Genomic DNA, 25,850 nt, shown 5'->3' with positions numbered 1-25,850 from the left:
CTTGAAACCTTATTGTGAGCTCTAGCCTGCGCCCATGAGCGAAGCCGGACGGCGCTCGCCGCTGGAGGTGAACATCTTCTTGAGCTTGTTGACCACGCGGATCAGGAAGCCGATCATCACGGGATTGGTCTTGCGGCAGAACGCGATCTTCCTGACGTGCCCTTCGACATGCCATTTGGCATGCGCGCCGTCGCGGAAGAAAATGACGTCGCCGGGGCCGTAGCGCTTCGCCGGCATGCCGTCGCTTTCGAGCACGATCGACCCTTCCATGATCATGATCGTCTCGTCGATGTCGTAGTACCAGTTGAAGCGCCCTTCGGTGCAGGCCCAGATGATGGTCTGCGCCGTGCCGTCGGCGCTGGTGGACAGGACGCGCGAGCGCGACACCGGGTTACCCTCGATGATCCAGGACGGCTCGATCGGCCGCAGCTCCAGATCCACATTGCAACTACCGATTTCAATCATTGCGCGCGACATCTGTTTCCTCGGGGAATAAAATAGGTTTGGCCGGGCCGGAGCCCGGATTGTTTCCAATGATGGTCGCAACGCTAGTGACCGCCTTTTAATTCTTCCTTACGCAGGCCCCGACAATCAGCCCTAAGTTGCAGGTGCGAAGCAGCTAACGTTGAGATTCCGCTGCGAATTCGCGCACATGAACCCCTCTTTTCCGGGGTGCGACAAAATGCGCGAAAGTGACCATGGAAGGAGCCAATGCCGATGCCCGTCAAGCCCGAGGTTCTGACAGCCAACCGCGAAGCCGTCGCCTGGCTCGGCAGCCTCGATGTATCCTTCACGCCGGACGAGGAGCCCTGGTTCACCATCGACGGCGTCGAAAACCCCCAGCAGATCGGCAGCGACGGTTCCAGCGGCACGTTCGTGCTGCTGCCGTCGCAGAATGTGCTCTATATATCGTCAGAGGGGCGCGCTGGCATTATCGCGGGGAATTTCGAGGCGTTCATCCAGCTCGTCGTCGCCCACCCCTATTGGCTCGACATCCTCAAATTTTCCGCTCTCGTGGAGATGCGGCGCGCGGCGGATGCGCTGGAGGCGACACTCGACGACGAGGACGACATCAACGAGGCCCGCAGCTCTACGAGGCAGTCGCTGCTTCCGACGCCATCGTGCGGGCCACCGACGGCAGCCCGTTCACGACGCTGTTCAACCGCTTCAGCATCAACAACAACCCAATGCTGCGCAACGCGGCGGCGTGAGAGTAGCACGCCAGAGCATGAGTCTGGGGAAAGACTGTCGCCGGGATGCTTACCTCTCCCCGACGGGGAGAGGTCGAATTGCCCCTGGCGATGCGAAGCATCGTCCAGTGCAATCCGGATGAAGGGCCGCGGCGTTCAGTGAGACCAGAACCCCTCACCCGGATCGCATCTTCGATGCGATCCGACCTCTCCCTGCGGGAGAGGTGAACCGCGTCCTGGGCTGCTATTGGATCAAATCTAGCTCGCTACTTCGCCCACTCGCCCTTGCGGAACACCGGCACCTTGCTGCCGTCGGCGAGAATGCCGTCGATGTCGGTCTCGGCAGAGCCGATCATCCAGTCGATATGGATCAGGCTCTGGTTGCCGCCTTGCGCGGCGATCTGCTGCGGCGTGAGCTGCGCGCCGTTGACGAAGCATTTCGAGTAGCACTGGCCGAGCGCGATGTGGGACGCCGCATTCTCGTCGAACAGCGTGTTGTAGAACAACAGCCCGCTCTGCGAGATCGGTGAAGAATGCGGCACCAGCGCGACCTCGCCGAGGCGGCGAGCGCCCTCGTCGGTGTCGAGCACCTTGTTCAGCACCTCCGCGCCGCGCGAGGCCTTGGCGTCGACGATCTTGCCGTCCTCGAAGCGCACCGCGATGTTGTCGATCAGCGTACCCTGGTAGGACAGCGGCTTCGAGCTCACGACGTGGCCGTAGACGCGGCGGCAATGCGGCGTGGTGAAAACCTCTTCGGTCGGGATGTTGGCGTTGCAGCTGATGCCGTTCTTGGAGAGCGAGGCGCCGCCCTCCCATTCGTGGCCGTCGGCGAGGCCGATGGTGAGGTCGGTGCCGGGACCCGAATATTGCAACGCGCGAAAACGCTGGCCGTTGAGCCAGTTGGTGCGCTCGCGCAGCACCGCATTGTGGCTCGCCCAGTTGCTTATCGCGTCCTCACGGTCGACGCGGGACGCGGCGAAGATCGCATCCGCGAGCTTGCCGATCGCGACGTCCTCGGGATCATTAGGAAACACCTGCTTGGCCCAGGACGGGCTCGGATAGGCGATGATGTTCCAGTTGGTGTCGAAATTGACGATTTTTTCCAACGCCGGCTGATAAGCCATGGAGTTGGCCTTGCTGGCGCGCGCCACTTTGGAGGGATCCTCGCCGGACAGCAGCATCGGATTGTCGCCAACGATGGCGAGCCGTGCGGTGTTGTCCGAGAAGGCCTTCGCCATGCCCTCGTACAGCCAGCCGGCGGCACGATCGAAACTGTTGTCCTGGCCGTGGCGGTAGCGCGCCAGCGTCATCTCCTCGTCCGACAGGATCGGCGTCACGATGCCGGCGCCGGCCTTGTAGGCGTGCACGGCGATCCGCCGCACCAGCGGCAGCGCGATCGCAGGCGCCGTCAGAAGAAGATCCTGTCCCGGCCGCAAGCCCAGGCCCACCTTCACCGCCACCTCGGCCAGCCGGTCGAGTTTCGCGGGATCGATGGGAGTAGCGGAATTGCGGTGATCAGTCATGCGGGGCCCTCTGCCGGAAGTCTCTCGTTCAATCTAAGTCTAGCATCGCGAGGCGCAAGTGCGCGAGCACCTTGCGACACGGATAAGATACGCAGTTTCACGCATATTGGTTTTCAACGCGTTGCCGATTTCAGCACCCGGTCGACCATGGCGGGGGCAAGGCCGAGGTAATTTTTCGGTGAGGTGAGCGCCTCGATCGTGGCACGGTCGATGCGGCTTGAGACGCGGGCGTCGGATGAGAGCGCATCCGCCAGCGTCAAGCCTTTGTCATTGGCGAGCCGGCAGGCATCATAGACCACGTCATGCGCCTCCTGCCGTCCGATCTGCGGGGCGAGCCCCATCATGACGGCTTCGGCCACGATCAGGCCGCGGCTGATGGCGAGATTGTCGTTCATCTTCGCCTCGTCCACGATGAGGCCTGCGAGCGCAAACTTCGCCTGGTGCAGCGCGCCGGCGCTCAGCACGAAGCTCTCGGGGATCGCCATCCATTCGGCGTGCCAGGGGCCGGTGGCGCGCTCGAAGTCCTGCACCATGGCATCGAGCATCAGGCCTGCATGCTGGCGCACCGCCTTGGACGCCGCCAGCATCAGTTCGGAGGAAATCGGGTTGCGCTTCTGCGGCATGGTGGAGGAGGCGCCGCGCCCCTTGACGAAGGGCTCGTAGACTTCCGCGAATTCGGTCGAGGCCATGATCATGATGTCGAGCGCGATCTTGCCGAGCGAGCCGGTGACGAGCGCCAGGAAGTTCACGGCCTCGGCAAAGCCGTCGCGCGCGACGTGCCAGGTCGAGGCGGGAACGCCGAGCTTCAGCTCGGCGCAGAGCGCCTCCTGCACCTCGAACCCCTTGTCGCCGAGCGAGGCCAGCGTGCCGGCGGCGCCGGCAAACTGGCCGACCAGGACGCGGGGCTTCAACTGCGCCAGCCGCTCGGCATGGCGATCGAACATCGCGAGCCAGATCGCGGTCTTGTAGCCGAACGTCACCGGCAGCGCCTGCTGCAGATGGGTGCGGCCCGCCATCGGCGTGTCGCGATATCGCTTGGAGAGGTCGGCGAGGATACGACGGAGTTCGGCAATGTCCTTTTCGACGATCTCGAGCGCGGCGCGCAGTTGCAGGACCACCGCGGTGTCCATGATGTCCTGCGTGGTCGCGCCCCAATGCACGTAACGGCCGGCCGCGCCGCATTGCTTCACCATCTGATGCACCAGAGGGAGGATCGGATAGCCGACGACGTCGGTCTCCTGCCGCAACAGATCGAAATCGAGCGCGGCAACATTGGTGCGGGCCGCGATCTGGTCGGCGGCGTCCTGCGGGATCACGCCGCATCCGGCCTCCGCCTTCGCCAGCGCAACCTCGACCTCGGCATAGCGCGCCACCAGCGCAACGTCGGAGAACACCTCCCGCATCTCGGGCGTGCCGAAGGCGTCGCGGAACAGCATGGAGTCGAGCACGGTGGTCGAAGCGGGAAAAGCGGGCATGGGCGTTTCTTCGTGGCTGGTGTGTTTTGTGTGAAGGCAGCTTACGCAGGCCGCGCTGTTCGGCAATGGACAAGGGCACTACTCCCGTCATTCCGGAGCGCGCGAAGCGCGAGCCCGGAATCCATTGCGCGGCAAGCGATGCGGACAAATGGATTCCGGGGCTCGCGCCAAGTGGCGCGCCCCGGAATGACGAGAGAGAGCCCAAAGCGCGGCATCTGGCCTAAATCGCCACACTCGCTCAGCGGCTGGTATTCCCATCCGAAAACAGCATAACTGCCATCACGCGATCGTGGTGAACCTGACAGACCGTTCGGCGGACTCACAGACTTCAAGTCGCAATCCATTTTGATTTTATTATTGCCTGATGTCGTTGTGAGGACTGAGTTTTCGACGTGCAGTTTCTGTTCCGGGATCACCTTCTCGACACCGACCGGCGCGAGCTGAGCCGCGAGCAGGTTCCCGTTGCCGTGGAACCGCAGGTTTTCGACCTGGTCGTGCATCTCATGGAGAACCGCGACCGGGTGGTCAGCAAGGACGAGCTGATCGACAAGATCTGGCACGGCCGCAGCGTGTCCGAATCGACCTTGACCAGCCGGATTAACGCGGCGCGCAAGGCGATCGGCGACAATGGCGCGAACCAAGCCCTGATCCGCACCATCGCACGCAAGGGCTTTCGCTTCGTCGGCGACGTCGAGGCGAAGCGCGGTGCGGCCGTTCCGGAACCCGGCCGCGGCGCGTCGGCGCCGCAGACCACGCTCGCGCTGCCCGACCGGCCCGCGATCGCCGTGCTGCCCTTCACCAATATGAGCGGCGACCGCGAGCAGGACTATTTCTCCGACGGCATCAGCGAGGACATCATCACCGCGCTGTCGAAGCTGCGCTGGTTCTTCGTCGTCGCGCGCAACTCCTCCTTTGTCTACAAGGGCCGCGCCGTGCACCTCCACGAGGTCGCGCGCGAGCTCGGCGTACGCTACGTGGTCGAAGGCAGCGTGCGGCGCAGCGGCGAGCGCCTGCGCATCTCGGCGCAGCTCAACGACGTCTCGACCGGCAGCCATCTCTGGGCCGAACGCTACGACCGCGAGCTCGCCGACGTCTTCGCCGTGCAGGACGAGATCACCGAGGCGATCGTCGCGGCGATCGAACCGCAGCTCTATGCCGCCGAGAGCTTTCGCGCCCAGCAGAAGCCGCCGGGCAGCCTGGATGCCTGGGATCTCGTGATGCGCGCATTGTCGCATTACTGGCGCATCACGCGCGAGGACAATGCGGCCGCGCAAGCGCTGCTGGAACAGGCGATTGCGATCGATCCCGCCTATGGCAAGGCGCTGGGCCTGCTCGCGACCAGCCATATCTTCGGCGCGCATATGGGCTGGGCGGACATGGCTGTAACCGTGCCGGTCGCCGAACGCGCGGCGCTGGCGGCGGTGGAGGCCGATCGCGACGACGCCTGGGCGCATCACGGCCTCGCCTATACTTATTTATTCCGCCGCCGCTTCGACGACGCACTGGCGGAGTTCGAGCTGGCTCTCAAGCTCAATCCGAATTTCGCAATGGCATATGCCTTCTACGGCGTGACGCTGTGCTACGCGGGACGATGGCAGGACGGCGATGCCGCCGCGCGCCGCGCGCTACGGCTGAGTCCGCGCGATCCGCTCGCCGCGATCTATTGCGGAGTTGCGGCCTATGCCCGGTTCATCGGTCGCGACTACGATGGCGCCGTGCAGATGGCACGCGAGTCGCTGCGGCAACGCAGCGATTTCGTCGGCGCGCATCGCGTGCTGACCGCCGCCGCCGGCATGTCGGGAAGCTCGGTTCTCGCTGCGTCCGCCCTGGAAGGCCTGCGCCGCGCCCAGCCCGGCATTTCGCTCGCCTGGATCACGCGCGAGCTGCCGATGCTGCGCGACGAGGATCGCGCGCATTATCTGGAAGGATTGCGGCGCGCGGGGATGAGATGATGCTTCTCCCTCGCCCCGCTTGCGGGGAGAGGGTTGGGGTGAGGGGGAGTCTCCGCAAGGACGGTGACAGTTCGATTCGCGGAGGCTCCCCCTCACCCGGATTGCATCTTCGATGCAATCCGGCCTCTCCCCGCAAGCGGGGAGAGTCGAAGAGTCCTACTCCGGCATCATCTCGCCGCTGCCGCCGAACTCGGCGGGAAAATCCTTCAGCTTGGGCAGGCCGTCGCGCATCGGCAGCACCGTCTCGGCGTAATTGACGTGGACGCCGGGCGTGAAAGCCAGCGTCGGGATGGTGGCAGTGAAGACGTCGACAAGACCAAGCGGCGGATGGTTGGTCATGAGATGACCGCCGCACTTCTTACAATATTTGCGCTGGCTGAGCGGCGTCTTGGCGAAGGTCTCGACGTTCTGGGCGCCTTCGGTGATGCGCACGGCTTCAGGCTTCCACAGGCTGAAGGCGTTCACCGGTCCGCCCGACCACGACCTGCAAGAGCGGCAATGGCAATAGCCCATCGCCTCCGGCGCGCCCGTGACCTCGACCGTGACCGCGCCACAGAAGCAGTTTCCGACATGTTTCATTGGTGTCTCCATGATGAAGGATCGTTATCGCGCGTCGGCGCCCCGCGCATCCTCCTTTCGGTGGACGCGCGGAACGAGGCCAAGACTATACTGATCTGCGCCAGGGAATAAGCATCGACACGCGTTGTTTGTACTGCCGGTAGTCGTCGCCGAAGAGATCGACGAGGTCGCGCTCCTCCAGCGCGATGCCGACGAAGATGTAGAGCGTCGTCACGGCGGCGAACAGCAGGTGGCCCGCGGTCATGACCGGCGCCGCCCAGAACGCGATGATGAAGCCGAGATAGATCGGATGGCGAACGAAATTGTAGAGCAGCGGCGTCTTGAACCGCGCAGGCGCCGCTTCCTTGCCGACGAGATGGTTCGTCACCTGATGCAGGCCGAACAATTCGAAATGGTTGATCATGTAGGTCGAGGTGAACACCAGCACCCAACCTGCGAAGGACAATGTGACGAGCGTCACGGCAAGATCGGGATCCTGGACCTCCCATATGACCGCAGGCAGCGGACGCCACTGCCAAAACAGGAGCAGCAATGACAGGCTCGCCAGCAGCACATAGGTGCTGCGCTCGACCGGCTTCGGGACGAACTGCGTCCACCAGGCCTTGAAGCCCTGACGCGCCATCACGCTGTGCTGGATGGCAAACAGCGACATCAGGAGGAGATTGACGATGACTGCCTCAACCGGCGGCGTGGCGGTTCCAGTGTCGATGGTCTTCGGCACGACCAGCCCCATGACAAAGCCGATGGCGTAGAGGATGGTGACGAAAAACACGAGATATGCCGCAATTCCGTACAGAAAGGCGACGAACTTGAATATGCGTGAGCCCGTAACCGCCGGGCTGATCGAATGAACCTGATCAATCTGGGACATGGAAAGCTCCGTTGTGCCAAAACATCGGCACTTGTTGGTAGTCCCACCATGCACCTCGGACGGGCCTGAGACTTTCGCTGACAATTGATTTTCGCCTGAGACGCCTTTGAGTTTTGCTTGAGACGACGAAAACGTGCGATTTTGCTTTGAAAACAATGTGCTCGACGGCGACCTGCGGGAACTCACCTGCGCCGGGGTCGCCGTGCCGTTGCAGCCGCAAGTGTTCGATCTGTTGCTCTATCTGGTCGTGCAACGCGCGCGTGTGGTCAGCAAGGGTGACCTGATCAGCCAGATCTGGAGCGACCGCATCGTCTCCGATTCCGCCCTGAACAGCCGAATCAACGCTGCACGCAAGGCGATTGGCGATGACGGCGCGACCCAGCGGCTGATCAAGACCATTCCGCGCAAGGGTTTTCGTTTCGTCGGCGAAGTCCGGGAAGAAATCCGGAAAGACCTGGCGGCTTCGTCTGGGCCCGCTGTATCCGTTCCTGCCCGGCCGCACACCGTCTCGGACCGCCCGGCAGTCGCGGTGCTCGCCTTCGAGAACATGAGCGGCGATCCCGAACAGGACTATTTCGGCGACGGAATCAGCGAGGACATCCTCACCGCGCTGTCGAAGCAGCGCTGGTTCATGGTGATCGCCCGCAACTCGTCCTTCACTTACAAGGGACGCGCGGTCCACGTCAGGCAGATCGCCGAGGAACTCGGCGTCCGCTACATCGTCGAAGGCAGCGTGCGCAAGGCGGACAACCGGGTGCGCATCACCGCGCAGCTCAACGACGCCACATCGGGCGGCCATCTCTGGGCCGAACGCTACGACCGCGAGCTCGTCGACGTCTTTGCCGTGCAGGACGAGATTACCAACGCGATCGTGGCGGCGATCGAGCCGCAGATCCATGCGGCGGAAAGTTTTCGCGCTCACCGCAAGCCGCCTGCGAGCCTGGATGCCTGGGATCTGCTGATGCGGGCGCTGTCGCACTACTGGCGCGTGACGCGGCGGGATCACGAGACAGCGAAGGCGCTGCTGGAGCGCGCGATCGAGATCGATCCGAATTATGGTCAGGCGCTGTCGGTGCTGGCGGCAAACCATATGTTCGGCGTGCATCTCGGCTGGACCGAGCTTGCCACGGTGGCGCCGGTTGCGGAAGCCGCCGCGCTCGCTGCCGTGCGCTGCGACCATGAGGATGCCTGGGCGCATGCCGCGCTCGGGAGCGTCCTGTTCTCGACCCGCAGGCTGGTCGACGCACTGTCCGAGTTCGAGCAGGCGCTCACGCTCAATCCGAACTTCTCGCTGGCGCAGGGCTATTACGCGCTGGCGCTGTCCTATGCCGGACGCTCGAAGGAGTCGTTCGAGGCGGCGCAGAGGGCGATCCGGCTCTCGCCGCGCGATCCGTCGCTGGCGATCTATCACGGCATTGCCGGCTATGCGCGCTTTACCGAGCGGCACTATGACGAGGCGATCGCGCACGCGCGCGAGGCGATCCGCCACCGCGGCGACCTCACCGGCGCCTACCGCGTGCTCGCAGTCTCCGCCGGCATGACCGGCGACGGAAAGCTTGCGGAGACAGCGCTGGGCGAGCTCCGCCGCACCCAGCCCGGCATCTCGCTGCACTGGATCGCGACGCAATTGCCGTGGGCCAATGAGGCCGATCGCGAGCACTATCTGGAGGGATTTCGGCGCGCAGGGTTGCGGTGATTCCTCTTACCCTCCCCCTCCAGGGTCCCTCCAGGGGAGGGTAAGAGCACAGCGGTGCTACGCGCGCTTCCGGCGCAGATGCACGATGACGTCGAGCCGCGCGATCTCGTGGCCGGGAAGCGCCTCGGGCACTCTGTTGAAAGTCAGGCCCTCGACGACGTCGACCAGCACATCCTCGCCTTCGAGGTAGAAGTGCGGATGCACGGATGTGTCGGTGTCGAAGAACGACTTGATGCCGTCGGCCGCGATCCGGCGCAACAGGCCCGCTTCGGTGAACTGGTTCAAGGTGTTGTAGACGGTCGCGAGCGACAAATACATGTTCGCCGCCATCGCCTCGTCATAGAGCTTCTCCGCGGTGACGTGACGGTGGCCGCCGAGGAACAACAATTGGCTGAGCGCCAGACGCTGGCGCGTCGGGCGCAGGTCGGCATCAACAAGCAATTGCAGACAACGCTGCACGCCCTCATCCGGTGGCAGAATTGGTCCATCCGGCGGCGCGGCAACATCCGGTCCGCTGTCGTCGCCCACTGGGATAGTCGTGGCCTGGATGTCCATTCGATCGTCTCACGGCTCAAAGGGAGGACGCGCAGTGCCGGGCCCCGCCAGTTGCTATTCGATCGCAGAAGCGGCGGCTCGGCTTTGATCCGGATCAAATCCGGGACGCTTCCGACCGATCGCGAGGCAGCCCGGTTTATTCCCGGTCACGTGTGATGGCGCTTGCGCATCCACGGACCGCCGCGACGCTGTGTCGCTGGTCATCGAGCATCCGCCAATCGCCGAGACCGTGGCCGCGCCCACCATGACAGACCAGCGAATTGATTTCAGGACGCGCTGTACATTTTTTGTGCGGACACTGTCGAGACTTTCATCTTGCGGCGCCGAACGAGACTATGTGAGCCTCGATATCGGATGGGGACTGGGATGGGCCGGCCGTCGCTTTGCGCGCGAGGACGTTGCGAAGCGCTCACGGCTGGTCTCGCTTGAGAAAGATACGACATGCCAAAACGAGTGTTGCTTGGTCTCCTCCTGGCTTGCGGCCTCACGGCCCCCGCACTGGCGCAAGAGCCGAAAACGGGGGGCGTGATCAACGCCGTGATCCAGCCCGAGCCGCCCGGCCTGATGCTTGCAATGGTCCAGAACGGTCCGACCCAGATGGTGTCGGGCAACATCTTCGAGGGGCTGCTGCGCTACAATCCCAAGCTCGAGCCGCAGCCGGAGCTCGCCGAGAGCTGGAGCGTCAGCGAGGACGCCAAGACCTACACTTTCAAGCTCAGGAAGGGCGTGACCTGGCATGACGGCAAGCCCTTCACCGCCGCGGACGTGCTGTTCTCGGTCGAGATGCTGAAGCAGACCCATGCGCGCGCTCGCAACAACCTCGCCCAAGTGGACAAGGTCGAGGCGCCCGACGACTACACGGTGGCGTTCACGCTGAAGCAACCGTTCGGCCCGTTCCTCGGCATCTTCGAGGTTGGCTCGATGCCGATGGTGCCGAAACATCTCTATGAAGGCACCGACTTCAAGACCAATCCCTACAACAACGCGCCTGTGGGCACCGGCCCCTTCATGTTCAAGGAGTGGCAGAAGGGCTCATTCATCCGCCTGGTCAAGAATCCGAACTATTACGAGAAGGGTAAACCCTATCTCGACGAGATCTACTGGCAGATCATTCCCGACGCCGCCGCCCGCTCGGTGGCGTATGAGACCGGCAAGGTCGACGTGCTGCCCGGCGGCTCGGTCGAGAATTTCGACGTGCCGCGCCTGTCCAAGCTGAAGGACACCTGCGTCACCGGCGCCGGCTGGGAATTCTTCTCGCCGCTGGCCTGGCTGTGGCTCAACAACCGCCAGGGCCCGCTCGCCGACAAGCGGGTACGGCAGGCAATCATGTATGCGATCGACCGCGACTTCGCCAAGGATGTGATCTGGAACGGGCTCGGCAAGGTCGCGACCGGCCCGTCCGCCTCGACCATCAAATACTACACCGACGACGTGAGGAAATATCCGTACGATCCGGCCAAGGCCAAGGCGCTGCTGAAGGAAGCCGGCTACAAGGGCGAGAAGATTCGCCTGTTGCCGCTCGCCTATGGCGAAACCTGGCAGCGCTGGGGTGAAGCGGTGAAGCAGAACCTCCAGGACGTCGGCATCAACATCGAGACGATCGCCACCGATGTTGCCGGCGGCAACCAGAAGATCGGCGACTGGGACTACGACATCGCCTTCACCTATCTCTACCAGTACGGCGATCCCGCGCTCGGGGTGGGACGCAATTACGTCTCCAGCGCCATCGCCAAGGGCCAGGTGTTCAACAATGTCGAAGGCTACTCCAACCCGGAGATCGACAAGCTGTTCGCCGACGGCGCCGTCGCGACCCCGGACACCAAGCGCAAGGAGATCTACGAGAAGGCGCAGAAGATCCTGGTCGAGGACGTGCCGGTGGCCTGGATGCTCGAGCTGCAATTCCCGACCATCATGCGCTGCAAGGTCAAGAACCTGATCACCACGGGGATCGGGGTGAATGACGGCTTCAAGGACGCATGGCTCGACAAATAGTTACAATTCGCGTCTGATCTTTCTGCCATGGCTCTCGCCACATGACCTCCGATCGAGCCGCAAACTCGCTGCACCTCCCCCGCTTGCGGGGGAGGTCGACGCGCTCGCAGAGCGCGGCGGGAGAGGGCTTTCTCCTCTTGGCGTCCTCTCTGCGGAAATACCCTCTCCCCTGCCCTCTCCCGCAAGCGGGAGAGGGAGCGCACCGTGATTCTGGCTGCGTTCAACCTGATCCGATCGCCATCTAAGATGCTCTCTTTCGTCGCTCAGCGTGTCCTGAAGGGCGTGATCGTCCTGCTCGCGATCGTTGTCCTCAATTTCTTCCTGATCCGGCTTGCGCCCGGCGACCCCGCGGTCGTGATGGCGGGCGAAGCCGGGGCCAGTGACCAGGTCTTCGTCAAGCAGCTCAGGGAAAAGTTCGGCCTCGACAAGCCGCTGCCCGAGCAACTCTTCATCTACGTCAAGGGCGTCGTGACGTTCGACCTCGGCTTCTCCTTCCGCCAGCAGGCGCCGGTCGCAAAGCTGATTGGCGAACGGCTGCCGGCGACGCTGCTGCTGACGCTGACGGCATTTGCGATCTCGCTCATGCTCGGCATTCTCTTCGGCACCTTCGCCGCGCGCTTTGCCGGAACCTTCCTCGACACGGCCATCACGGTGTTCGCGCTGATCTTCTACGCCATGCCGATCTTCTGGGTGGCGCTGATGGGGATCCTGCTGTTCTCGGTCACCATGGATTGGCTGCCGAGCTTCGGCTACGAGACGGTCGGCGCCAATCTCACTGGCCTCGCCCACGCGGTCGACGTCGCAAAACACCTGATCATGCCGGCGATGACGCTCGGGCTGTTCTTCATGGCGACCTACACCCGCATGACGCGCGCCTCGATGCTCGAGGTGAAGCGGCTCGACTTCGTCAAGACCGCGCGTGCCAAAGGCCTGTCCGATGCCGTGATCCAGCGCCGCCACGTGCTGCGCAATGCGCTGCTCCCCGTCGTGACGCTCGCCGGCGTGCATTCCGGCACCCTGATCGGCGGCGCCGTCATCACCGAGACCGTGTTCGCCTGGCCCGGCATCGGACGGCTGATGTACGACGCGCTGCTCCAGCGCGACTACAACCTGCTGCTCGGCGTCTTCGTGATCTGCTCCGCCATGGTGCTGATCTTCAACCTCATCACCGACCTGGTCTACCGCCTGGTCGATCCGCGCATCGAATTCGCCTCATGAAACAGTTCTGGAAATCGATGCTGAAGAGCCCGAGCGGCGTCATCGGGTTCGTCATCCTGCTGCTTGCGATCTCGGTCGCGGTGTTCGGGCCGATGTTGTTCCCGAACTCGCCCTGGCGCATGGTGCAGCGGCCGTTCCTGCCGCCCTTCACGCTGTCGACCGTGCCGCTCGGCACCGACGCGCTCGGCCGCGACGTGTTCGCCGGCATGATCTTTGGTGCCCGCGTCTCGCTGCTGGTCGGTTTGGTCTCTACATTGGTCGCGCTGGTCGTCGGCGTGCCGATCGGCGCCATGGCCGGCTATTTCGGCGGCAAGGTTGACGACGCCTTGATGCGCTTCACCGAGTTCTTCCAGACCATTCCGAGCTTCGCGCTCGCGATCGTGCTGGTCGCGATCCTGCAGCCCTCGATCTATTCGATCGTGGCATCGATCGCGGTGGTGAGCTGGCCGCCGGTCGCCCGCCTCGTACGCGGCGAGGTGCTGTCGCTGCGCACGCGCGAGTATGTCCAGGCCGCGGTGGTCACCGGACAGAGCAACACCTGGATCATCCTGCGCGAGATCCTGCCGAACGCGCTGTCGCCCGTGATCGTGCTGGCCTCGCTGATGGTGGCGACCGCGATCCTCCTGGAATCCTCGCTGTCGTTCCTTGGCCTCGGCGATCCCAATCTGATCTCCTGGGGCTACATGGTCGGCGCCGGCCGCACCGTGATCCGCCAGGCCTGGTGGATCACTGTGTTTCCCGGCGTCGCCATCCTGATCTCGGTGCTCGGCCTCAATTTGATCGGCGAAGGCCTCAACGACGCCCTCAATCCACGCCTGTCGCGGGAGGGACGCTGACGATGACCGCACCGCCCGCCGTCTCCATCAAGAACCTGAGGATCGCGCTGCCCAAGGGCGCCGAGCGTCCGTTCGCCGTCGATGGCGTGTCGCTCGATCTGCGGCCCGGCAAGATCGTCTGCGTCGTCGGCGAATCCGGCTCCGGCAAGTCGATGTGCGCGCATGCGCTGATGGGCCTGTTGCCGGACACAGTGTCCATCGGCTCCGGCGAGATCCAGTTCGAAGGCCGCGACTTGCTCAAGCTGGACGACGACGGCTGGCGCGATCTGCGCGGCCGCAGGCTCGCGATGATCTTCCAGGAGCCGATGACCGCGCTCAATCCATTGATGCGGATCGGCGACCAGATGGCCGAGATGTTCGAGGCGCACGGCCTGCTCACGCCCAAGGAACGGCGCGCGAGAGCGCTCGCATTGGCGCGTGAGGTCGGCCTGCCCGACCCCGAGCGCATCGTGCGCGCCTATCCGCACCAGCTCTCCGGCGGCCAGCGCCAGCGCGCCATGATCGCGATGGCGCTCGCGCTCGAGCCCGCCGTGCTGGTCGCGGACGAGCCGACCACCGCGCTCGACGTCACCACGCAGGCGCAGATCCTGAAACTGATCCGCAACCTCCAGCGCAATCGCAACATGGCGGTGATGTTCATCACCCATGATTTCGGGGTGGTCGCCGACATCGCCGACCAGGTCGTGGTGCTGCGCCATGGCAAGGTCGTGGAGGAAGGCTCGGCCTCAGCCGTCTTCAGCGAACCGCAGCACGACTACACCAAGGCGTTGCTCGCCGCCGTGCCATCGATGGACCCGCCGGTGCGCGAGCCTCTCGACGATCATGCCCGGGCTGTCGAGGTGATCGGGCTGGACAAGACCTATGTCACCTCGGGCGGCTGGTTTCGCCAGGACCGCCGCGTCGATGCCGCGCGCGAGGTCAATTTCAACATCCTCAAGGGCGAGACGCTCGGCCTCGTCGGCGAATCCGGCTCCGGCAAGTCATCGGTCGCGCGGCTCGTAATGCGGCTGATCGAGGCCGACCGCGGCACGGTGCGAATCGGCGAGACCGACCTCACTTCTCTGACGGGCAAGGCGCTACGCGCCGAGCGCCATCGCATCCAGATGATCTTTCAGGATCCGTTCGCCTCGCTCAATCCGCGCCGCAAGATCGGCCACATCATCGCCGACGGCCCGATCGCGGCCGGCACTGATCCGAAGGTCGCATTCGACCGGGCCCGCGATCTCCTCAAGATGGTTGGCCTCGACGCCGGCGCGCTCGAGCGCTACCCGCATGAATTCTCCGGCGGCCAGCGCCAGCGCATCGGCATTGCGCGCGCACTCGCGCTCGAGCCCGAGATCATCGTCGCCGACGAAGCCGTCTCCGCGCTCGACGTCTCCGTGCAGGCGCAGGTGTTGAAGCTGCTCGAAGACCTCAAGGCGCGCCTCGGCCTCTCGATGCTGTTCATCACTCACGATCTGCGCGTCGCCGCCCAGATCTGCGACCGCATCGCGGTGATGCAGCGCGGCGCCATCGTCGAGCTCAAGCCGACCGCGCAGTTGTTCGCCGCGCCCGAACATGCCTATACGCGTGAACTGCTGGCGGCGGTGCCGGGGCGGAAGGAGCGCGCGCCGGCAGCGTGAGCGACGGTCGCCCAGTTTCTTCGAACCGCAAGATTGTTCCAAAAACTTGCACTTGATACGGGCGAAACAAATTCGCTCGATCAGCATTTGCTTCGCGAGACTGCCTTGCCGATGACGGCAAGAGTAAGCTGTCACCGGCATTCGTTCGCGCGTTAGTTGCAGTCGCGCGATAGAAGGCAGTGAACAGCCTCAGAACCTGGCACAAGAACACCCGACGTTGGGACGCCGGCGCGGTCACGAGCTTTTTATTCCGTCGTGAACGGGCACGCCGTTTCGAAGTCGAGGGCGGCGCCATAGATGCTGATTGGATGATCATCGTCATCTCATGGCCTGCTTGCCCACTGATAATCGGAGCCAACATGGGCGAAGTTATTCGATTTGTCTCGAGATCTGAGCGCGAGCGCGTGCGCCTCATTCAGGAGGCACGCGCGATCTACGACAGCATCTTCCCACCATCCGATCCGGCCAGCGACGGGCAGGATAGAGCAACGGGCCGCACGATCACCGGCGGCGATCGGAGTAAGCTCTCGTGATCAAGATCATCGCCGTGCTTTGCAGCCTCGCGACTCCGACCAATTGTCACGAGCAGATCGTGACCACTTCCGATTTTGCTGAGGTCTCGGTGCAGTCCTGCCTGATGGGCGCACCGCAGCTCGCCGACTGGATGAATCAGCATCCGGCTGAGCGCCTGGCGGCATGGCGTTGCGTGATCGGGAAGCAGGGCGGCAGGGGAATCTAGCGAGGAAGATCCTCGTCCTTTGCGACTTGAACGATCACTCGGGTCGGGTCGATCAAATCACTCAGTGACGACAAACCATCGCCGGGCTAACCTCGCTGCCGTTTGGCAATGAGGGGGGAAGTCGGATGGAGGTCGCCAGCCTCGTTCTTCCCGTATTCGCGATCATCGTCACCGGTTGGCTCGCCGGCGAGCTCGGCTACCTCTCCCGCTCGCTTGCCGATGCCCTGGTGCACTTTGCCTACAACGTGGCGATGCCGGCGCTGCTGATCGTCACGATCGCGCAGGAGCCGGCCCGCAATCTGCTGGAATGGCGCTTCCTGCTCGCATTCGGCGGCGGCTCACTGATCTGCTTCGCGCTGGTGTTCCTGGCGGTCCGCGCGGGTGGCAAACACGATCTCGCCAGCAGTACCATCCATGGGATGGCGGCGGCGATGACCAACACCGGGTTCGTCGCGCTGCCGATCCTGCACGCGATCTACGGCCAGTCCGCCGTCCTGCCCGCCGCGGTGGCGACAGTGTTCGTGGCCGCCGTGATGTTTCCGATCACGGTCATCCTGCTGGAAGGATGCGACCCGCACGGGTCCGCGCATCCCACGGGACTGGCGAAGCAGATCCTGCTCAATCCGATGGTGCTGTCGACGCTTATTGGTCTGGTGTGGGCGATCACGGGCTTGCCGATTCCGGCGCCGGTCGCGACCTATCTGAACATGATCGCTGCCGCGCTCACGCCGTCCGCGCTGTTTGCCATCGGACTTGGTTTGTCCGTCGAGGGCCTGCGATCCAACCTGAAGGCATCGTTTGCGCTCGCGGCGGTGAAACTGGTGGTCATGCCTCTGATCGTCTACGGGCTTTGTGTGCTCTTAGGCCTCGATCCTCTCTACATGGTCGCGGCGATCGTCTGCGCGGCCGTGCCGACGGCGAAAACCGTGTACGTCCTCGCGCACGAGCACAAGGTCGAGGAGAAGCTGGTTGCGGCCACGGTCTCGATCACGACGATGCTGTCGGTCGCAACGTTGCTGGTCGTGCTCTATCTGCTCTCCGGCCTCGCGACCGGCACACGCTGATCGGCATCGGTCTATCTGGTGGTGTTGCTCCAGGTGGGGACCGAGTTGGTCACGCCGACCGACGGCCAATTGTACGAGCCGACCGACGGCGCCGTGACGGTGCCGACCGTCTGTCCGGATGACCCGTAGGACGCCCTCGGCTGCGCTGCCGGCGTTCCGGCACCGCCATAGGTCGGCGCCACCACACCGGTGCTGTAATGCCGGCTCGCCCGGACCTTTTTCGCCTCAGCCGCGAAAGGCGCGGCAAGCAGCCCGGTCGTGATGAGTGCGGTAATGGCGAGTTTGATGCTTGTCATGGCTGATCGCTCCGTCTGCGGCGCAGCAGTGCCACAGGCCAACCCTACAACGCCGAACGGGGTTCAAGGTGCCGCCCAGCGGCGGGCTGCGCAAGCAGCTTGCTGGCCGGACGTCAGATGAGGAATCCCGGCACCTCTCCTCTCTCGTATTTTCTACGGGAACCTCGCCCGAAATGGCACATTGGCGTTCGCTTAACCCTGTCCGCCAATCTTGGCACGAACTTTGGCATTCCGACGGTTTGCGCAACTCACAGCAATCTTTGCTTACCTTTCCTCCCTAGGTTGTCCATTCAAAATAGGGAACCGGAGATGACGACTGTCGAGCTGCCTGCGGCCCCGTCCCAAGCTGCCATGCCGGCGCGAATCCGCCTCCTTTGCATCCTGTTCTTCTTCTCCGGCTTCCCGGCGCTGATCTACCAGCTCACCTGGCAGCGCAGCCTGTTCCGGATATTCGGCGTCAACACGGAATCGGTGACCATTGTCGTCACGGCGTTCATGCTGGGCCTCGGACTCGGAAGCCTCGCCGGTGGCTGGCTGTCGAAACGCGGCAGCGTCAACCCGCTCTTGCTGCTCGGGATCATCGAGCTCGCGACCGCCGCCTTCGGCCTGGTCTCGCTCGGAGTCTTCGACCTCGTCGGCCGCGTCACCGCCGACATGTCATTGCCGGCGATCGCCATCATCAATCTGCTGCTGGTGCTGCTGCCGACACTCTTGATGGGCGCCACCCTACCAATCCTCGTCTCGTACCTCGTCAGGATGTCCGGCGAGATCGGCAGCTCGGTCGGCACACTCTATTTCGTCAATACCCTCGGCGCAGGCGCCGCCTGCCTGATTTCGGCCGTGCTCATCTTTCCCTTCGCCGGCATGCAGGGCGCGGTCATGATCGCGGCGGGAATCAACATTGCGGTTGGCGTCGGCGCGTCGCGGCACACGTTCTGGGCGGTGCGCCGGCTGCCCCCGCGCCGAAGCCCGCCATCCACCGCACGGCGGCCCCCGTTCTTCGCATGGGTTTCGTCGCCACGATGGCGGCTGCCGGCGGCTTCATCGCGCTGTCCTACGAGATCTATCTCTTCCGCACCATCTCCTTCGCCTCGGGTTCGAGCTCGCTTGCCTTCGCGATCACGTTGGGCAGCTTCCTGATCGGTGTCGCGGTCGGAGCGCGGCGCGCCGGGCAGATCTGCGCCACGCGGTCCGCGCGGGAGGCAATTGCGCACGCCGCGATGGACCTCGTCTGGGCCAATGGATTCGCCGCCGCGTTCCTACCGCTGATGACGCAGCTGGCGTCAAACGTCCTCGCCTTGATGTTCAATGCGGTGATCATGACCTATCTGATCGCCCGGCAATGGGGCGCGTTGCTGCCCTATCTGTCCCAGTTTGGCATCGCGGCCGACGCGCGCGCGGGCCAGCAGACCGCACTGCTCTATTTCTCCAACATCATTGGCTGCGCCAGCGGCGCTGTGCTGACCGGCTTCGTGCTGACGGACCATCTCGGCCTGAAGCAGATTGCCGTGCTGCTGCTGATCGCGGGAACGCTCTGCGCCATGGTGCTCGCCTTCTCGTATCCGGCGGCGCTGCGGGAACGCCTGCGCTTCGGCGCCATCGCGGGCACGGTGCTCGTCCTCGGCATCGCCGCCAACGCCCTGTTCGCACAACGGCTGCTGGAGAACCTTCAAAGCAAGTCGGCTGCAAACCAGGATTTCGTACAGGTCGTGGAAAACCACAGCGGCATCATCACCGTCGACACCGAGGGCACCGTGTCCGGCAACGGCATGTATGACGGCTGCTTCAATACCGATCTCAAGCATGACCGCAACGTCATCGTGCGCCCCTATGCGCTGAGCCTCTTTCACGGTGCGCCGCGCGACGTGCTGATGATCGGACTTGCTTCCGGATCCTGGGCTCAGGTCATCGCCAACAACCCCGATGTCGCCTCGCTCACCATCGTGGAGATCAACCGCGGCTATCTCCAGATCATCGCAGCGCAAGACGAAGTCAAATCGATTCTCGCCAATCCCAAGGTCCGAATCATCGAGGACGACGGCCGCCGCTGGCTTGGCCATCATCCTGAGGCGCGCTTCGACGCCGTCGTCTCCAACACCACCTGGCATTTTCGAGCCAACACCACCAATCTGCTGTCGTCCGAGTTCCTGGCGATGGTGAAGCAGCATCTTAACAAAGGCGGCATCTATTTCTACAACACCACCAATTCGCGGCGCGCCCAGCGCACCGCCTGCGCCGCCTTCGCCCACGGCGCTCGCTTCCTCAACCACATGGTGGTGTCGGAGTCGCCGATCGACTGGAATTATGGACGCTGGCGCAAGACCCTCGAGCGCTACAGCATCGATGGCAAGTCCAAATTCGCAGGCGGAAGCGAAGCCGATCGCGCCGTGCTCGATACGCTGATGAGCGACTATCGCAAGGACGGTCCGATGGTGGAGGAATGTCCCCAGCTTCTGGCCGCCACCAAAGGCAATACGCCGATCACCGACGACAACATGGGGACGGAATGGCGCTACTTCCTCGACCTGGAATGACCGAAGGACAATACATTTGCTGACATTGCCACAGGATCAACCCGAATCACGCCTAGCGCAGTCTGCTCGACGTCCATTCGGCACAAGCAGCATGACCGGCCCCGAACTGAAGCAACTCCGCGCTGATCTCTCCGATGCGCTCGAACGCAAGCTCACCGCGGCCGACATGGCCAGACTGTGCGGATTGCCGGAGAAGGGCGGCGCCGACACCATCCGGCGCTGGGAGGTCAGCGGTCCGACACCATCGGCGACCAAAGTGCTGCGCGTGCTCGCGATGGCGAGCGAGCGCTATCCGATCCTGGAGAAGTTCGACATCTTCGATCGTCACGACGTGCGCGAGGAGGACCGGCCGGCAAAGCGTGCGGCCTTTCGCGCGCAGATGCGCGACGAGGCGCGGCGGCGTCTTGGTTAACAAGAGGCGCGCACAAGTTACCTGCGAGGCGCGAAGTTAAGCCTTCCTTCAGCATTTCTTAAGCCGGCATTAAGCACGAAAATCATTTGCAGCCCAATAAGTTACGTTGGGCGCCGCTGTGCCACGCATGTGACAGCATTTTCGTCAAAAGCGAGCTATCTGCAAAACCAACGACGGCGCGGAATGCGCGCCTGCCGGGGACCTTATGTGTTGGAGTTCAAGACGATGAAGAAGATTTTGTTTGGGACCGTTGCGCTGCTCGTGGTGGGCATGGCCGCGCCGGCCGTCGGTGCCGATCTCGGCAATCGCAACTATTACAAGGCGCCCGCGCCTGCCTATGTCGCGCCGATCTACAATTGGACCGGCTTCTACATCGGTGGCCATGTCGGCGGCGCGTTCTCCAGCGACAACAATTTCAACGGCCTCTCCACCGGCAACAACGGCAACGGCCGTTTCCTCGGCGGTGTGCAGGTCGGTGCGGACTGGCAGTTCAACCCGAACTTCGTGGTCGGCGTCGAGGGCCAGTATTCCTGGCTCTCCGGCAGCGTCGGCGCGATGTTCCCGGGCGGCGTCGCCTACACCAACGACCAGCGCGGGCTCGGCTCGATCACCGGCCGTGTCGGCTACACCTGGGGTCCGGGCCTCCTCTACGTGAAGGGCGGCTATGCCTATTCGGACAACAACGAGAAGGTGACGGTCGGCGGCGTGCCGACCGGCTTCGTCATCGATGGCGATCACCGCAACGGTTACACCGTCGGCGCCGGCCTCGAATACATGTTCGCACCGAACTGGTCGGCCAAGGCCGAGTACCAGTACTACAACTTTGGCGATGCTCACTTCACCGCGGGCCCGCTGGTCGGCACCGGCAACTTCACCACCGACGACCACACCTTCAAGGCGGGCGTCAACTACCGCTTCAACTGGGCCAGCCCGGCCGCGCGCTACTGAGCGGTTAGCAAAACCTTATCATCACGAAGGGCCGGCGATGTTGCCGGCCCTTCTTTTTTCGCTCTGCGGAACGCGCGCAACCGATTGCACAAATTGCGATTTTTTAACCGGCGTGCCCGATACTCCCGGCCACAAAACAGAAGCAAGGGCGTGGGGGAATTTCGATGGTGATCCGTCTCAGTCTCGGCCGATTCAAGCCGCGTTTCAAACTGCCGAAATGGGGCGTGCGCGGCAGCCTGTTCGCGGCCTTCGCAGTGATCGCCGGCATGGGCCTCGTGATCTCGGCCGGCGCCGGTCTGGTGCTGCAGAATCTCGGCGGGCGCATGACTGAACTGAGCGGGCGGGACATTCCGCGCCTTGCTGCAAGCCTGCAATTGTCGGCACTGAGCGCGAGCCTTGCGGCACAGGGACCTGCCCTGCTTGCGGCTCAAACCGAGGACGCCCTAAACGAGCGCACCAAGAAGCTGAAGGAATTGCAGGAGCAGACACAGCAGAAACTCAACGAGATCATCGAGCTCGGCGCTGACAAGACCGTCGTCTCCGGACTTAGCGAGACCATCAAGAGCATCAACGAGGCGGCCCAGAGTCTGGCCAAGGCCGCCCGCGAGCGGCTGGATATCGCCGCCCTGCATGACAAGCAATATGACGCCCTGCGCAGCGCGCAGAGCGCGTTCGTCGGCGCGGCCAGTCCGGCCATGCTGAACGCCCAGACCCAAGTCAACGCCATTCTCGGGTCGGCCAACCTCTCCGCCGAAGATGCCACCGAAGCCGCGCAGACCGTCGGGCAGCTCGGCAACGTCGTTGCCAGCGGCAATCTCGCCGCCGCCGACATGAGCGCGGCGCTGTCGGCGAACACGGCCGACAAGCTCGACGACATCCAGAAGGAATTCAAGACGGCGCAGGGACGCCTGCGGTCCAACCTCGATTTGTTGCCGAACAATCAGGGCACCAAGATGCTGCGCGAGACGGCGGAAAAGCTGCTCGCGCTCGGCACCGGCAAGACCGGCGTATTCAATTTGCGTGAGAAGGAGCTCGACTCCGTCGATTACGGCCAGACCATCCTGGACGAGACGCGCAAGCTCAATGTCGGCCTCGGCATCAGCGTGCAGCAGCTCGTCGACGCCGTGCAGAAGGAGACCAACGCGTCGACCTTCCAGGCGCGGCAGGAGATCTCGCTTGCGACGACGGCGATGCTGGCCCTGGGCGCTATGATGCTTGTCGGCTCGGCGCTGTTCGTCTGGCTCTATGTCGGCCGCAACATCCTGCGCCGCGTCAGCGGCCTGCAGCGCGCCATGCAGCTGCTGTCGGCCGGCGATCTCGACACCGAGATCGCACGCACGAAGCACAATGACGAGATCGGTGCGATGACCGACACGCTTCACGTGTTCCGCGACAGCATGATCGAGGCCCGGGCCCTCGCCAGCGAGCAGGACAAGGATCGTGTCGCGAAAGCCGAGCGTGCCGCGCTCGTGGAGGCGAAGATCGCCGAGTTCGAAAGCACGGTGCGCTCCGCGCTCGACAACCTCGCGCAGTCGGCCAATTCGATGCAATCGACCGCGCAGAGCATGTCGAATACCGCGGACCAGTCCAACGCGCTGGTGAACGCGGTCGCCTCCGCCGCGGAGGAAACCTCGGTCAACGTGCAGACCGTCTCGGCCGGCACCGAGCAGCTGTCGTCCTCGATCGCCGAGATCAGCCGCCAGGTGGTGACCTCTGCGGAGATCGCCAAGAAGGCGGTCGACGAGGCCGGCGCCACCGACACGACCGTGCAGAGCCTCGCCGACAGCGCGAGCCGCATCAGCGTCGTCGTCGATTTGATCCAGACCATCGCCTCGCAGACCAACCTGCTCGCCCTCAACGCCACCATCGAGGCGGCACGCGCGGGCGAGGCCGGCCGCGGTTTCGCAGTGGTCGCCTCCGAGGTGAAGAGCCTCGCGAGCCAGACCGCCAGGGCGACGGAGGAGATCCGCACCCAGATCGCCAGCATGCAGGAGATCACGACCTCGGCAGTCGGCGCCATCCAGGGCATCGGCCGGATCATCGGCGAGATCAACGACGTCACCACGACGATTGCGGCTGCAGTCGAGCAACAGGGCGCCGCCACCCGCGAGATCGCCCGCAACATTCAGCACGCTGCCGGCGGCACCAGCGAGGTCTCCAGCAACATCGTCGGCGTTTCCACCGCATCCGCCGAAGCGGGCGCTGCGGCGAGCGAAGTGCTGGGCGCTTCCGACGCACTGCGCCGCGAGGCCGACATGCTGCGCGGGGAGATCGACGCGTTCCTCAACAACATGCGGGCGGCGTAAGGACGCCGGCCACATCGGGGCTGCACTCCCTCTCCCGCTTGCGGGAGAGGGCTGGGGTGAGGGTGTTTCCGCAATGGGACAGTTCGCAGCTTACTGGGAATGTCCCGCGAGGAGAGAGCCCCCACCCGGCGCTTCGCGCCGACCTCCCCCGCAAGCGGGAGAGGTAACCGAACTCGGGGCGCGACTGTCCCACATCACGGAAAAACACTGCCGGTATGACCGCTATGCGGCAGCCGCCAAGCATCCTTTTTCGGCTGGCGCCCCGCACGCGGCGGGTTTAAGCCGGTAGCATGAATTCGAAAACCGACACCGCACAGTCCTCGGCCGAGGCCTTGCGCTACCCCTGGGAACAGCATCCCGGCCCCGAAGAAGTGGTCGAGGTGCGGCCCGGCGTGCTGTGGGCGCGGCTGAAGCTGCCGTTTCGCCTCAACCACGTGAACATCTACCTGCTCGCCGATGGCGACGGCTATGCGATGATCGATGCCGGTTTCGGCAACGAGGAGACGGTCGAGGCCTGGACAAAACTGTTCGACGGGCCGCTGAAGGGCGTCAACATCACGCGCCTGATCGTCACCCACTCGCACCCCGATCATGTCGGTCTCGCCGGATGGATCGTCGAACGGTTCAACTGCCCGCTAGTGATGTCGCAGGTCGAATATCTGCAGTCGGTCTATCACCAGAACCGCGGCACCGAGGAGCGGCGCGAGGCGCAGCGGCTGTTCTTCCGCCGCCATGGCATGGACGAATCGCTCACCGAAAAGCTGCTCGGCCGCGGCCAGGATTATCTCAAGCGCGTCTCGGTGCTGCCGCCGTCCTACCGCCGCATCTCCCACGGCGACGACGTCGTGATCGGTTCGCGCCGCTTCAAGGTGATCACCGGCGGCGGCCACGCGCTCGACCAGGTGATGCTGTATTGTGCCGACGACAAGCTGTTCCTCTCCGCCGACCAGGTGCTGAGCAAGATCTCGCCGAATGTCAGCGTCTGGGCGGTCGAACCCGACCAGAACTCGCTCGGCGAATATCTGGCCTCGCTCGCCAGCCTCACCACGACGCTCCCCTACGACGTGCTGGTGCTGCCTGGCCACGGCGTGCCGTTTTACGGGCTCAAGACCCGCATCAAGCAGCTCGCCGATCACCACGAGGAGCGCTGCCGCCTGATCGCGGAGGCCTGCCGCGAGGTGCCGCAGACCTCGCGCGCCTTGGTGCCCGTCGTGTTCAACAAGCATGTGCTGGACGAGCACCAGATGGGCTTTGCCGCCGGCGAACTGGTCGCCCATGTCAATTACATGATCGTCGAGGGTCGGCTGACGGCGGAGACGCAGGACAGCGTGTTGCGGTTCAGGACGACGTGAGTTTTTCGCCTCTCCCCGCCCGCGGGGAGAGGGAGAGGATCTCACTTCATATTCGCGATCGCGTGCAGCGCCGTGATATAGCCGTACGGGCCCAAGCCGCAGATCACGCCGGTCGCCACGAAGGAGATCTTCGAGTGGCGGTGATATTCGTCGCGAGCGTGGATGTTGGAGATGTGGACTTCCAGCACCGGGCCTTCGAATATCTTGATCGCATCCATGATCGCCACCGAGGTGAAGGAAAAGCCGGCGGGATTGATGATGATGGCCTCGGCATCCTGCCGCGCCGATTGAATCCAATCGACGAGCACGCCCTCATGGTTGGACTGGTGGAAGGCCAACTTGAGCCCGAGTTCTGCGGCGGCCGCCTCGCAGCTCGCGTTGATCTGAGCCAGCGTCGTCGTGCCGTAGATGTGCGGCTCGCGCACGCCGAGCAGGTTCAGGTTGGGACCGTTGAGGATCATCACACGTTTCATCGGGGCGTCCTTTCGCATGAGCTGTCGGCACGACCGAGCCGCGCCCTGCCCGGGACGAGGCTATGGGCGTCGGCGCGACCGGCTCCGCAATCATGGACGGAGCGCGGTCATGGACAAAATGTCCACGGCAGCCCTGCCTCCCCGGTAACTCCGGTCCCGGCCGGCGGGCCCGTGTTAGGCGGTTGATCCAAATCAACAATCGCCGCCAGACCGGCGT

At 63.9% G+C, this 25,850-nt stretch carries 24 protein-coding genes; 16 read left to right on the top strand and 8 right to left on the bottom strand.

All coding sequences use genetic code 11. The features are described 5' to 3' along the window. Positions 1 to 21 precede the first annotated feature (21 nt). Entirely contained in the window at positions 22 to 477 is a 456-nt protein-coding gene (locus CWO91_RS04135; RefSeq protein WP_130212352.1) for a cupin domain-containing protein, read from the bottom strand. 240 nt (positions 478 to 717) lie between these two features. Here CWO91_RS04135 and CWO91_RS04130 point away from each other — a divergent pair, with 240 nt between their 5' ends. Continuing rightward, positions 718 to 1,353, top strand: a complete 636-nt coding sequence (locus CWO91_RS04130; RefSeq protein ID WP_245471114.1) for a hypothetical protein — start codon at positions 718 to 720, stop codon at positions 1,351 to 1,353. A 103-nt stretch (positions 1,354 to 1,456) separates the two neighbouring features. Here the strand turns inward: CWO91_RS04130 and CWO91_RS04125 are convergent, their stop codons facing one another. Together CWO91_RS04125 and pcaB are read right to left on the bottom strand one after the other, a co-directional pair. After that, positions 1,457 to 2,713: an aminopeptidase gene (locus CWO91_RS04125; protein WP_130212351.1), complete on the bottom strand. Its 1,257-nt coding sequence runs from the start codon at positions 2,711 to 2,713 to the stop codon at positions 1,457 to 1,459. Positions 2,714 to 2,826: 113 nt separating this feature from the next. After that, the gene (pcaB, locus tag CWO91_RS04120; RefSeq protein ID WP_130212350.1) at positions 2,827 to 4,188 is read right to left on the bottom strand and encodes a 3-carboxy-cis,cis-muconate cycloisomerase; all 1,362 of its coding nucleotides are present in this window, start codon (positions 4,186 to 4,188) and stop codon (positions 2,827 to 2,829) included. Positions 4,189 to 4,580: 392 nt separating this feature from the next. Here pcaB and CWO91_RS04115 point away from each other — a divergent pair, with 392 nt between their 5' ends. After that, positions 4,581 to 6,140, top strand: a complete 1,560-nt coding sequence (locus CWO91_RS04115; protein ID WP_130212349.1) for a winged helix-turn-helix domain-containing tetratricopeptide repeat protein — start codon at positions 4,581 to 4,583, stop codon at positions 6,138 to 6,140. A 156-nt stretch (positions 6,141 to 6,296) separates the two neighbouring features. Here CWO91_RS04115 and CWO91_RS04110 read toward each other — a convergent pair whose 3' ends face one another. Both CWO91_RS04110 and mddA read right to left on the bottom strand, forming a co-directional pair. After that, positions 6,297 to 6,719, bottom strand: coding sequence for a GFA family protein (locus CWO91_RS04110; RefSeq protein WP_130212348.1), 423 nt, complete (start codon positions 6,717 to 6,719; stop codon positions 6,297 to 6,299). 85 nt (positions 6,720 to 6,804) lie between these two features. Continuing rightward, the gene (gene mddA / locus CWO91_RS04105) at positions 6,805 to 7,590 is read right to left on the bottom strand and encodes a methanethiol S-methyltransferase (RefSeq protein ID WP_165405217.1); all 786 of its coding nucleotides are present in this window, start codon (positions 7,588 to 7,590) and stop codon (positions 6,805 to 6,807) included. A 133-nt stretch (positions 7,591 to 7,723) separates the two neighbouring features. Between mddA and CWO91_RS04100 the strand changes: the two genes are divergently transcribed. Beyond that, positions 7,724 to 9,286 (top strand): winged helix-turn-helix domain-containing tetratricopeptide repeat protein, encoded by a 1,563-nt coding sequence (locus CWO91_RS04100; RefSeq protein ID WP_130212347.1) that lies wholly within the window; start codon positions 7,724 to 7,726, stop codon positions 9,284 to 9,286. A gap of 57 nt (positions 9,287 to 9,343) precedes the next feature. Here CWO91_RS04100 and irr read toward each other — a convergent pair whose 3' ends face one another. After that, entirely contained in the window at positions 9,344 to 9,841 is a 498-nt protein-coding gene (gene irr, locus CWO91_RS04095; protein ID WP_130212346.1) for a Fur family transcriptional regulator Irr, read from the bottom strand. Positions 9,842 to 10,282: 441 nt separating this feature from the next. On the opposite strand from irr, the gene CWO91_RS04090 reads away from it, so the two are divergent. The 7 genes from CWO91_RS04090 to CWO91_RS04055 all read left to right on the top strand — a co-directional run bounded on the left by CWO91_RS04090 (position 10,283) and on the right by CWO91_RS04055 (position 17,312). Beyond that, positions 10,283 to 11,833: an ABC transporter substrate-binding protein gene (locus CWO91_RS04090; RefSeq protein ID WP_130212345.1), complete on the top strand. Its 1,551-nt coding sequence runs from the start codon at positions 10,283 to 10,285 to the stop codon at positions 11,831 to 11,833. 246 nt (positions 11,834 to 12,079) lie between these two features. Continuing rightward, the gene (locus CWO91_RS04080; RefSeq protein ID WP_130212368.1) at positions 12,080 to 13,051 is read left to right on the top strand and encodes an ABC transporter permease; all 972 of its coding nucleotides are present in this window, start codon (positions 12,080 to 12,082) and stop codon (positions 13,049 to 13,051) included. Beyond that, a complete protein-coding gene (locus CWO91_RS04075; RefSeq protein WP_130212344.1) occupies positions 13,048 to 13,887 on the top strand; it encodes an ABC transporter permease in 840 nt (279 codons plus the stop codon). The genes CWO91_RS04080 and CWO91_RS04075 overlap by 4 nt, the downstream gene beginning before the upstream one ends. Positions 13,888 to 13,889: 2 nt before the next feature. Further along, entirely contained in the window at positions 13,890 to 15,509 is a 1,620-nt protein-coding gene (locus tag CWO91_RS04070) for an ABC transporter ATP-binding protein (protein WP_165405216.1), read from the top strand. Between the two features lie 179 nt (positions 15,510 to 15,688). Beyond that, a complete protein-coding gene (locus CWO91_RS04065; RefSeq protein ID WP_130212342.1) occupies positions 15,689 to 16,042 on the top strand; it encodes a hypothetical protein in 354 nt (117 codons plus the stop codon). Beyond that, positions 16,039 to 16,248, top strand: coding sequence for a hypothetical protein (locus CWO91_RS04060; RefSeq protein WP_130212341.1), 210 nt, complete (start codon positions 16,039 to 16,041; stop codon positions 16,246 to 16,248). The genes CWO91_RS04065 and CWO91_RS04060 overlap by 4 nt, the downstream gene beginning before the upstream one ends. A 125-nt stretch (positions 16,249 to 16,373) precedes the next feature. After that, the gene (locus CWO91_RS04055) at positions 16,374 to 17,312 is read left to right on the top strand and encodes an AEC family transporter (RefSeq protein ID WP_130212340.1); all 939 of its coding nucleotides are present in this window, start codon (positions 16,374 to 16,376) and stop codon (positions 17,310 to 17,312) included. A gap of 11 nt (positions 17,313 to 17,323) precedes the next feature. On the opposite strand, the gene CWO91_RS04050 is transcribed toward CWO91_RS04055, so the two are convergent. Further along, positions 17,324 to 17,608 carry a hypothetical protein gene (locus CWO91_RS04050; protein ID WP_130212339.1) on the bottom strand — a complete coding sequence of 95 codons (285 nt, stop codon included), beginning with the start codon at positions 17,606 to 17,608 and terminating at the stop codon, positions 17,324 to 17,326. A gap of 117 nt (positions 17,609 to 17,725) precedes the next feature. On the opposite strand from CWO91_RS04050, the gene CWO91_RS44000 reads away from it, so the two are divergent. The 6 genes from CWO91_RS44000 (at position 17,726) to CWO91_RS04025 (ending at position 25,160) form a co-directional block, all read left to right on the top strand. Then, positions 17,726 to 18,748, top strand: a complete 1,023-nt coding sequence (locus CWO91_RS44000; protein ID WP_245471113.1) for a hypothetical protein — start codon at positions 17,726 to 17,728, stop codon at positions 18,746 to 18,748. Continuing rightward, complete coding sequence (locus CWO91_RS04045; RefSeq protein WP_245471116.1) at positions 18,631 to 20,142, top strand: fused MFS/spermidine synthase; 1,512 nt, start codon at positions 18,631 to 18,633, stop codon at positions 20,140 to 20,142. Before CWO91_RS44000 ends, CWO91_RS04045 begins: the two co-directional genes overlap by 118 nt. A 91-nt stretch (positions 20,143 to 20,233) precedes the next feature. Next, on the top strand, positions 20,234 to 20,554 hold the full coding sequence (locus CWO91_RS04040; protein ID WP_130212338.1) for a hypothetical protein: 321 nt from the start codon (positions 20,234 to 20,236) through the stop codon (positions 20,552 to 20,554). A 225-nt stretch (positions 20,555 to 20,779) separates the two neighbouring features. Next, positions 20,780 to 21,502, top strand: a complete 723-nt coding sequence (locus tag CWO91_RS04035) for an outer membrane protein (RefSeq protein WP_130212337.1) — start codon at positions 20,780 to 20,782, stop codon at positions 21,500 to 21,502. Between the two features lie 164 nt (positions 21,503 to 21,666). Continuing rightward, positions 21,667 to 23,808 carry a methyl-accepting chemotaxis protein gene (locus CWO91_RS04030; protein WP_130212336.1) on the top strand — a complete coding sequence of 714 codons (2,142 nt, stop codon included), beginning with the start codon at positions 21,667 to 21,669 and terminating at the stop codon, positions 23,806 to 23,808. Positions 23,809 to 24,098: 290 nt separating this feature from the next. Next, positions 24,099 to 25,160, top strand: a complete 1,062-nt coding sequence (locus CWO91_RS04025) for an MBL fold metallo-hydrolase (RefSeq protein ID WP_130212335.1) — start codon at positions 24,099 to 24,101, stop codon at positions 25,158 to 25,160. Between the two features lie 41 nt (positions 25,161 to 25,201). Here CWO91_RS04025 and aroQ read toward each other — a convergent pair whose 3' ends face one another. After that, positions 25,202 to 25,633 carry a type II 3-dehydroquinate dehydratase gene (aroQ, locus tag CWO91_RS04020; RefSeq protein WP_130212334.1) on the bottom strand — a complete coding sequence of 144 codons (432 nt, stop codon included), beginning with the start codon at positions 25,631 to 25,633 and terminating at the stop codon, positions 25,202 to 25,204. Positions 25,634 to 25,850: the final 217 nt, after the last annotated feature.

This window comes from Bradyrhizobium genosp. SA-3, assembly GCF_004212635.1.
In the GTDB taxonomy this organism is placed as follows: Bacteria; Pseudomonadota; Alphaproteobacteria; order Rhizobiales; family Xanthobacteraceae; genus Bradyrhizobium.
This window is presented reverse-complemented; position numbering and strand designations above follow the sequence as displayed.

Coding starts and splice junctions, on each gene's coding strand:
- CWO91_RS04135 (WP_130212352.1), bottom strand. CDS start 477: ATGTCGCGCGCAATGATTGAAATCGGTAGTTGCAATGTGGATCTGGAG.
- CWO91_RS04130 (WP_245471114.1), top strand. CDS start 718: ATGCCCGTCAAGCCCGAGGTTCTGACAGCCAACCGCGAAGCCGTCGCC.
- CWO91_RS04125 (WP_130212351.1), bottom strand. CDS start 2,713: ATGACTGATCACCGCAATTCCGCTACTCCCATCGATCCCGCGAAACTC.
- pcaB (WP_130212350.1), bottom strand. CDS start 4,188: ATGCCCGCTTTTCCCGCTTCGACCACCGTGCTCGACTCCATGCTGTTC.
- CWO91_RS04110 (WP_130212348.1), bottom strand. CDS start 6,719: ATGAAACATGTCGGAAACTGCTTCTGTGGCGCGGTCACGGTCGAGGTC.
- mddA (WP_165405217.1), bottom strand. CDS start 7,590: ATGTCCCAGATTGATCAGGTTCATTCGATCAGCCCGGCGGTTACGGGC.
- irr (WP_130212346.1), bottom strand. CDS start 9,841: ATGGACATCCAGGCCACGACTATCCCAGTGGGCGACGACAGCGGACCG.
- CWO91_RS04090 (WP_130212345.1), top strand. CDS start 10,283: ATGCCAAAACGAGTGTTGCTTGGTCTCCTCCTGGCTTGCGGCCTCACG.
- CWO91_RS04080 (WP_130212368.1), top strand. CDS start 12,080: ATGCTCTCTTTCGTCGCTCAGCGTGTCCTGAAGGGCGTGATCGTCCTG.
- CWO91_RS04075 (WP_130212344.1), top strand. CDS start 13,048: ATGAAACAGTTCTGGAAATCGATGCTGAAGAGCCCGAGCGGCGTCATC.
- CWO91_RS04070 (WP_165405216.1), top strand. CDS start 13,890: ATGACCGCACCGCCCGCCGTCTCCATCAAGAACCTGAGGATCGCGCTG.
- CWO91_RS04055 (WP_130212340.1), top strand. CDS start 16,374: ATGGAGGTCGCCAGCCTCGTTCTTCCCGTATTCGCGATCATCGTCACC.
- CWO91_RS04050 (WP_130212339.1), bottom strand. CDS start 17,608: ATGACAAGCATCAAACTCGCCATTACCGCACTCATCACGACCGGGCTG.
- CWO91_RS44000 (WP_245471113.1), top strand. CDS start 17,726: ATGAGGAATCCCGGCACCTCTCCTCTCTCGTATTTTCTACGGGAACCT.
- CWO91_RS04045 (WP_245471116.1), top strand. CDS start 18,631: ATGGCGGCTGCCGGCGGCTTCATCGCGCTGTCCTACGAGATCTATCTC.
- CWO91_RS04040 (WP_130212338.1), top strand. CDS start 20,234: ATGACCGGCCCCGAACTGAAGCAACTCCGCGCTGATCTCTCCGATGCG.
- CWO91_RS04035 (WP_130212337.1), top strand. CDS start 20,780: ATGAAGAAGATTTTGTTTGGGACCGTTGCGCTGCTCGTGGTGGGCATG.
- CWO91_RS04030 (WP_130212336.1), top strand. CDS start 21,667: ATGGTGATCCGTCTCAGTCTCGGCCGATTCAAGCCGCGTTTCAAACTG.
- CWO91_RS04025 (WP_130212335.1), top strand. CDS start 24,099: ATGAATTCGAAAACCGACACCGCACAGTCCTCGGCCGAGGCCTTGCGC.
- aroQ (WP_130212334.1), bottom strand. CDS start 25,633: ATGAAACGTGTGATGATCCTCAACGGTCCCAACCTGAACCTGCTCGGC.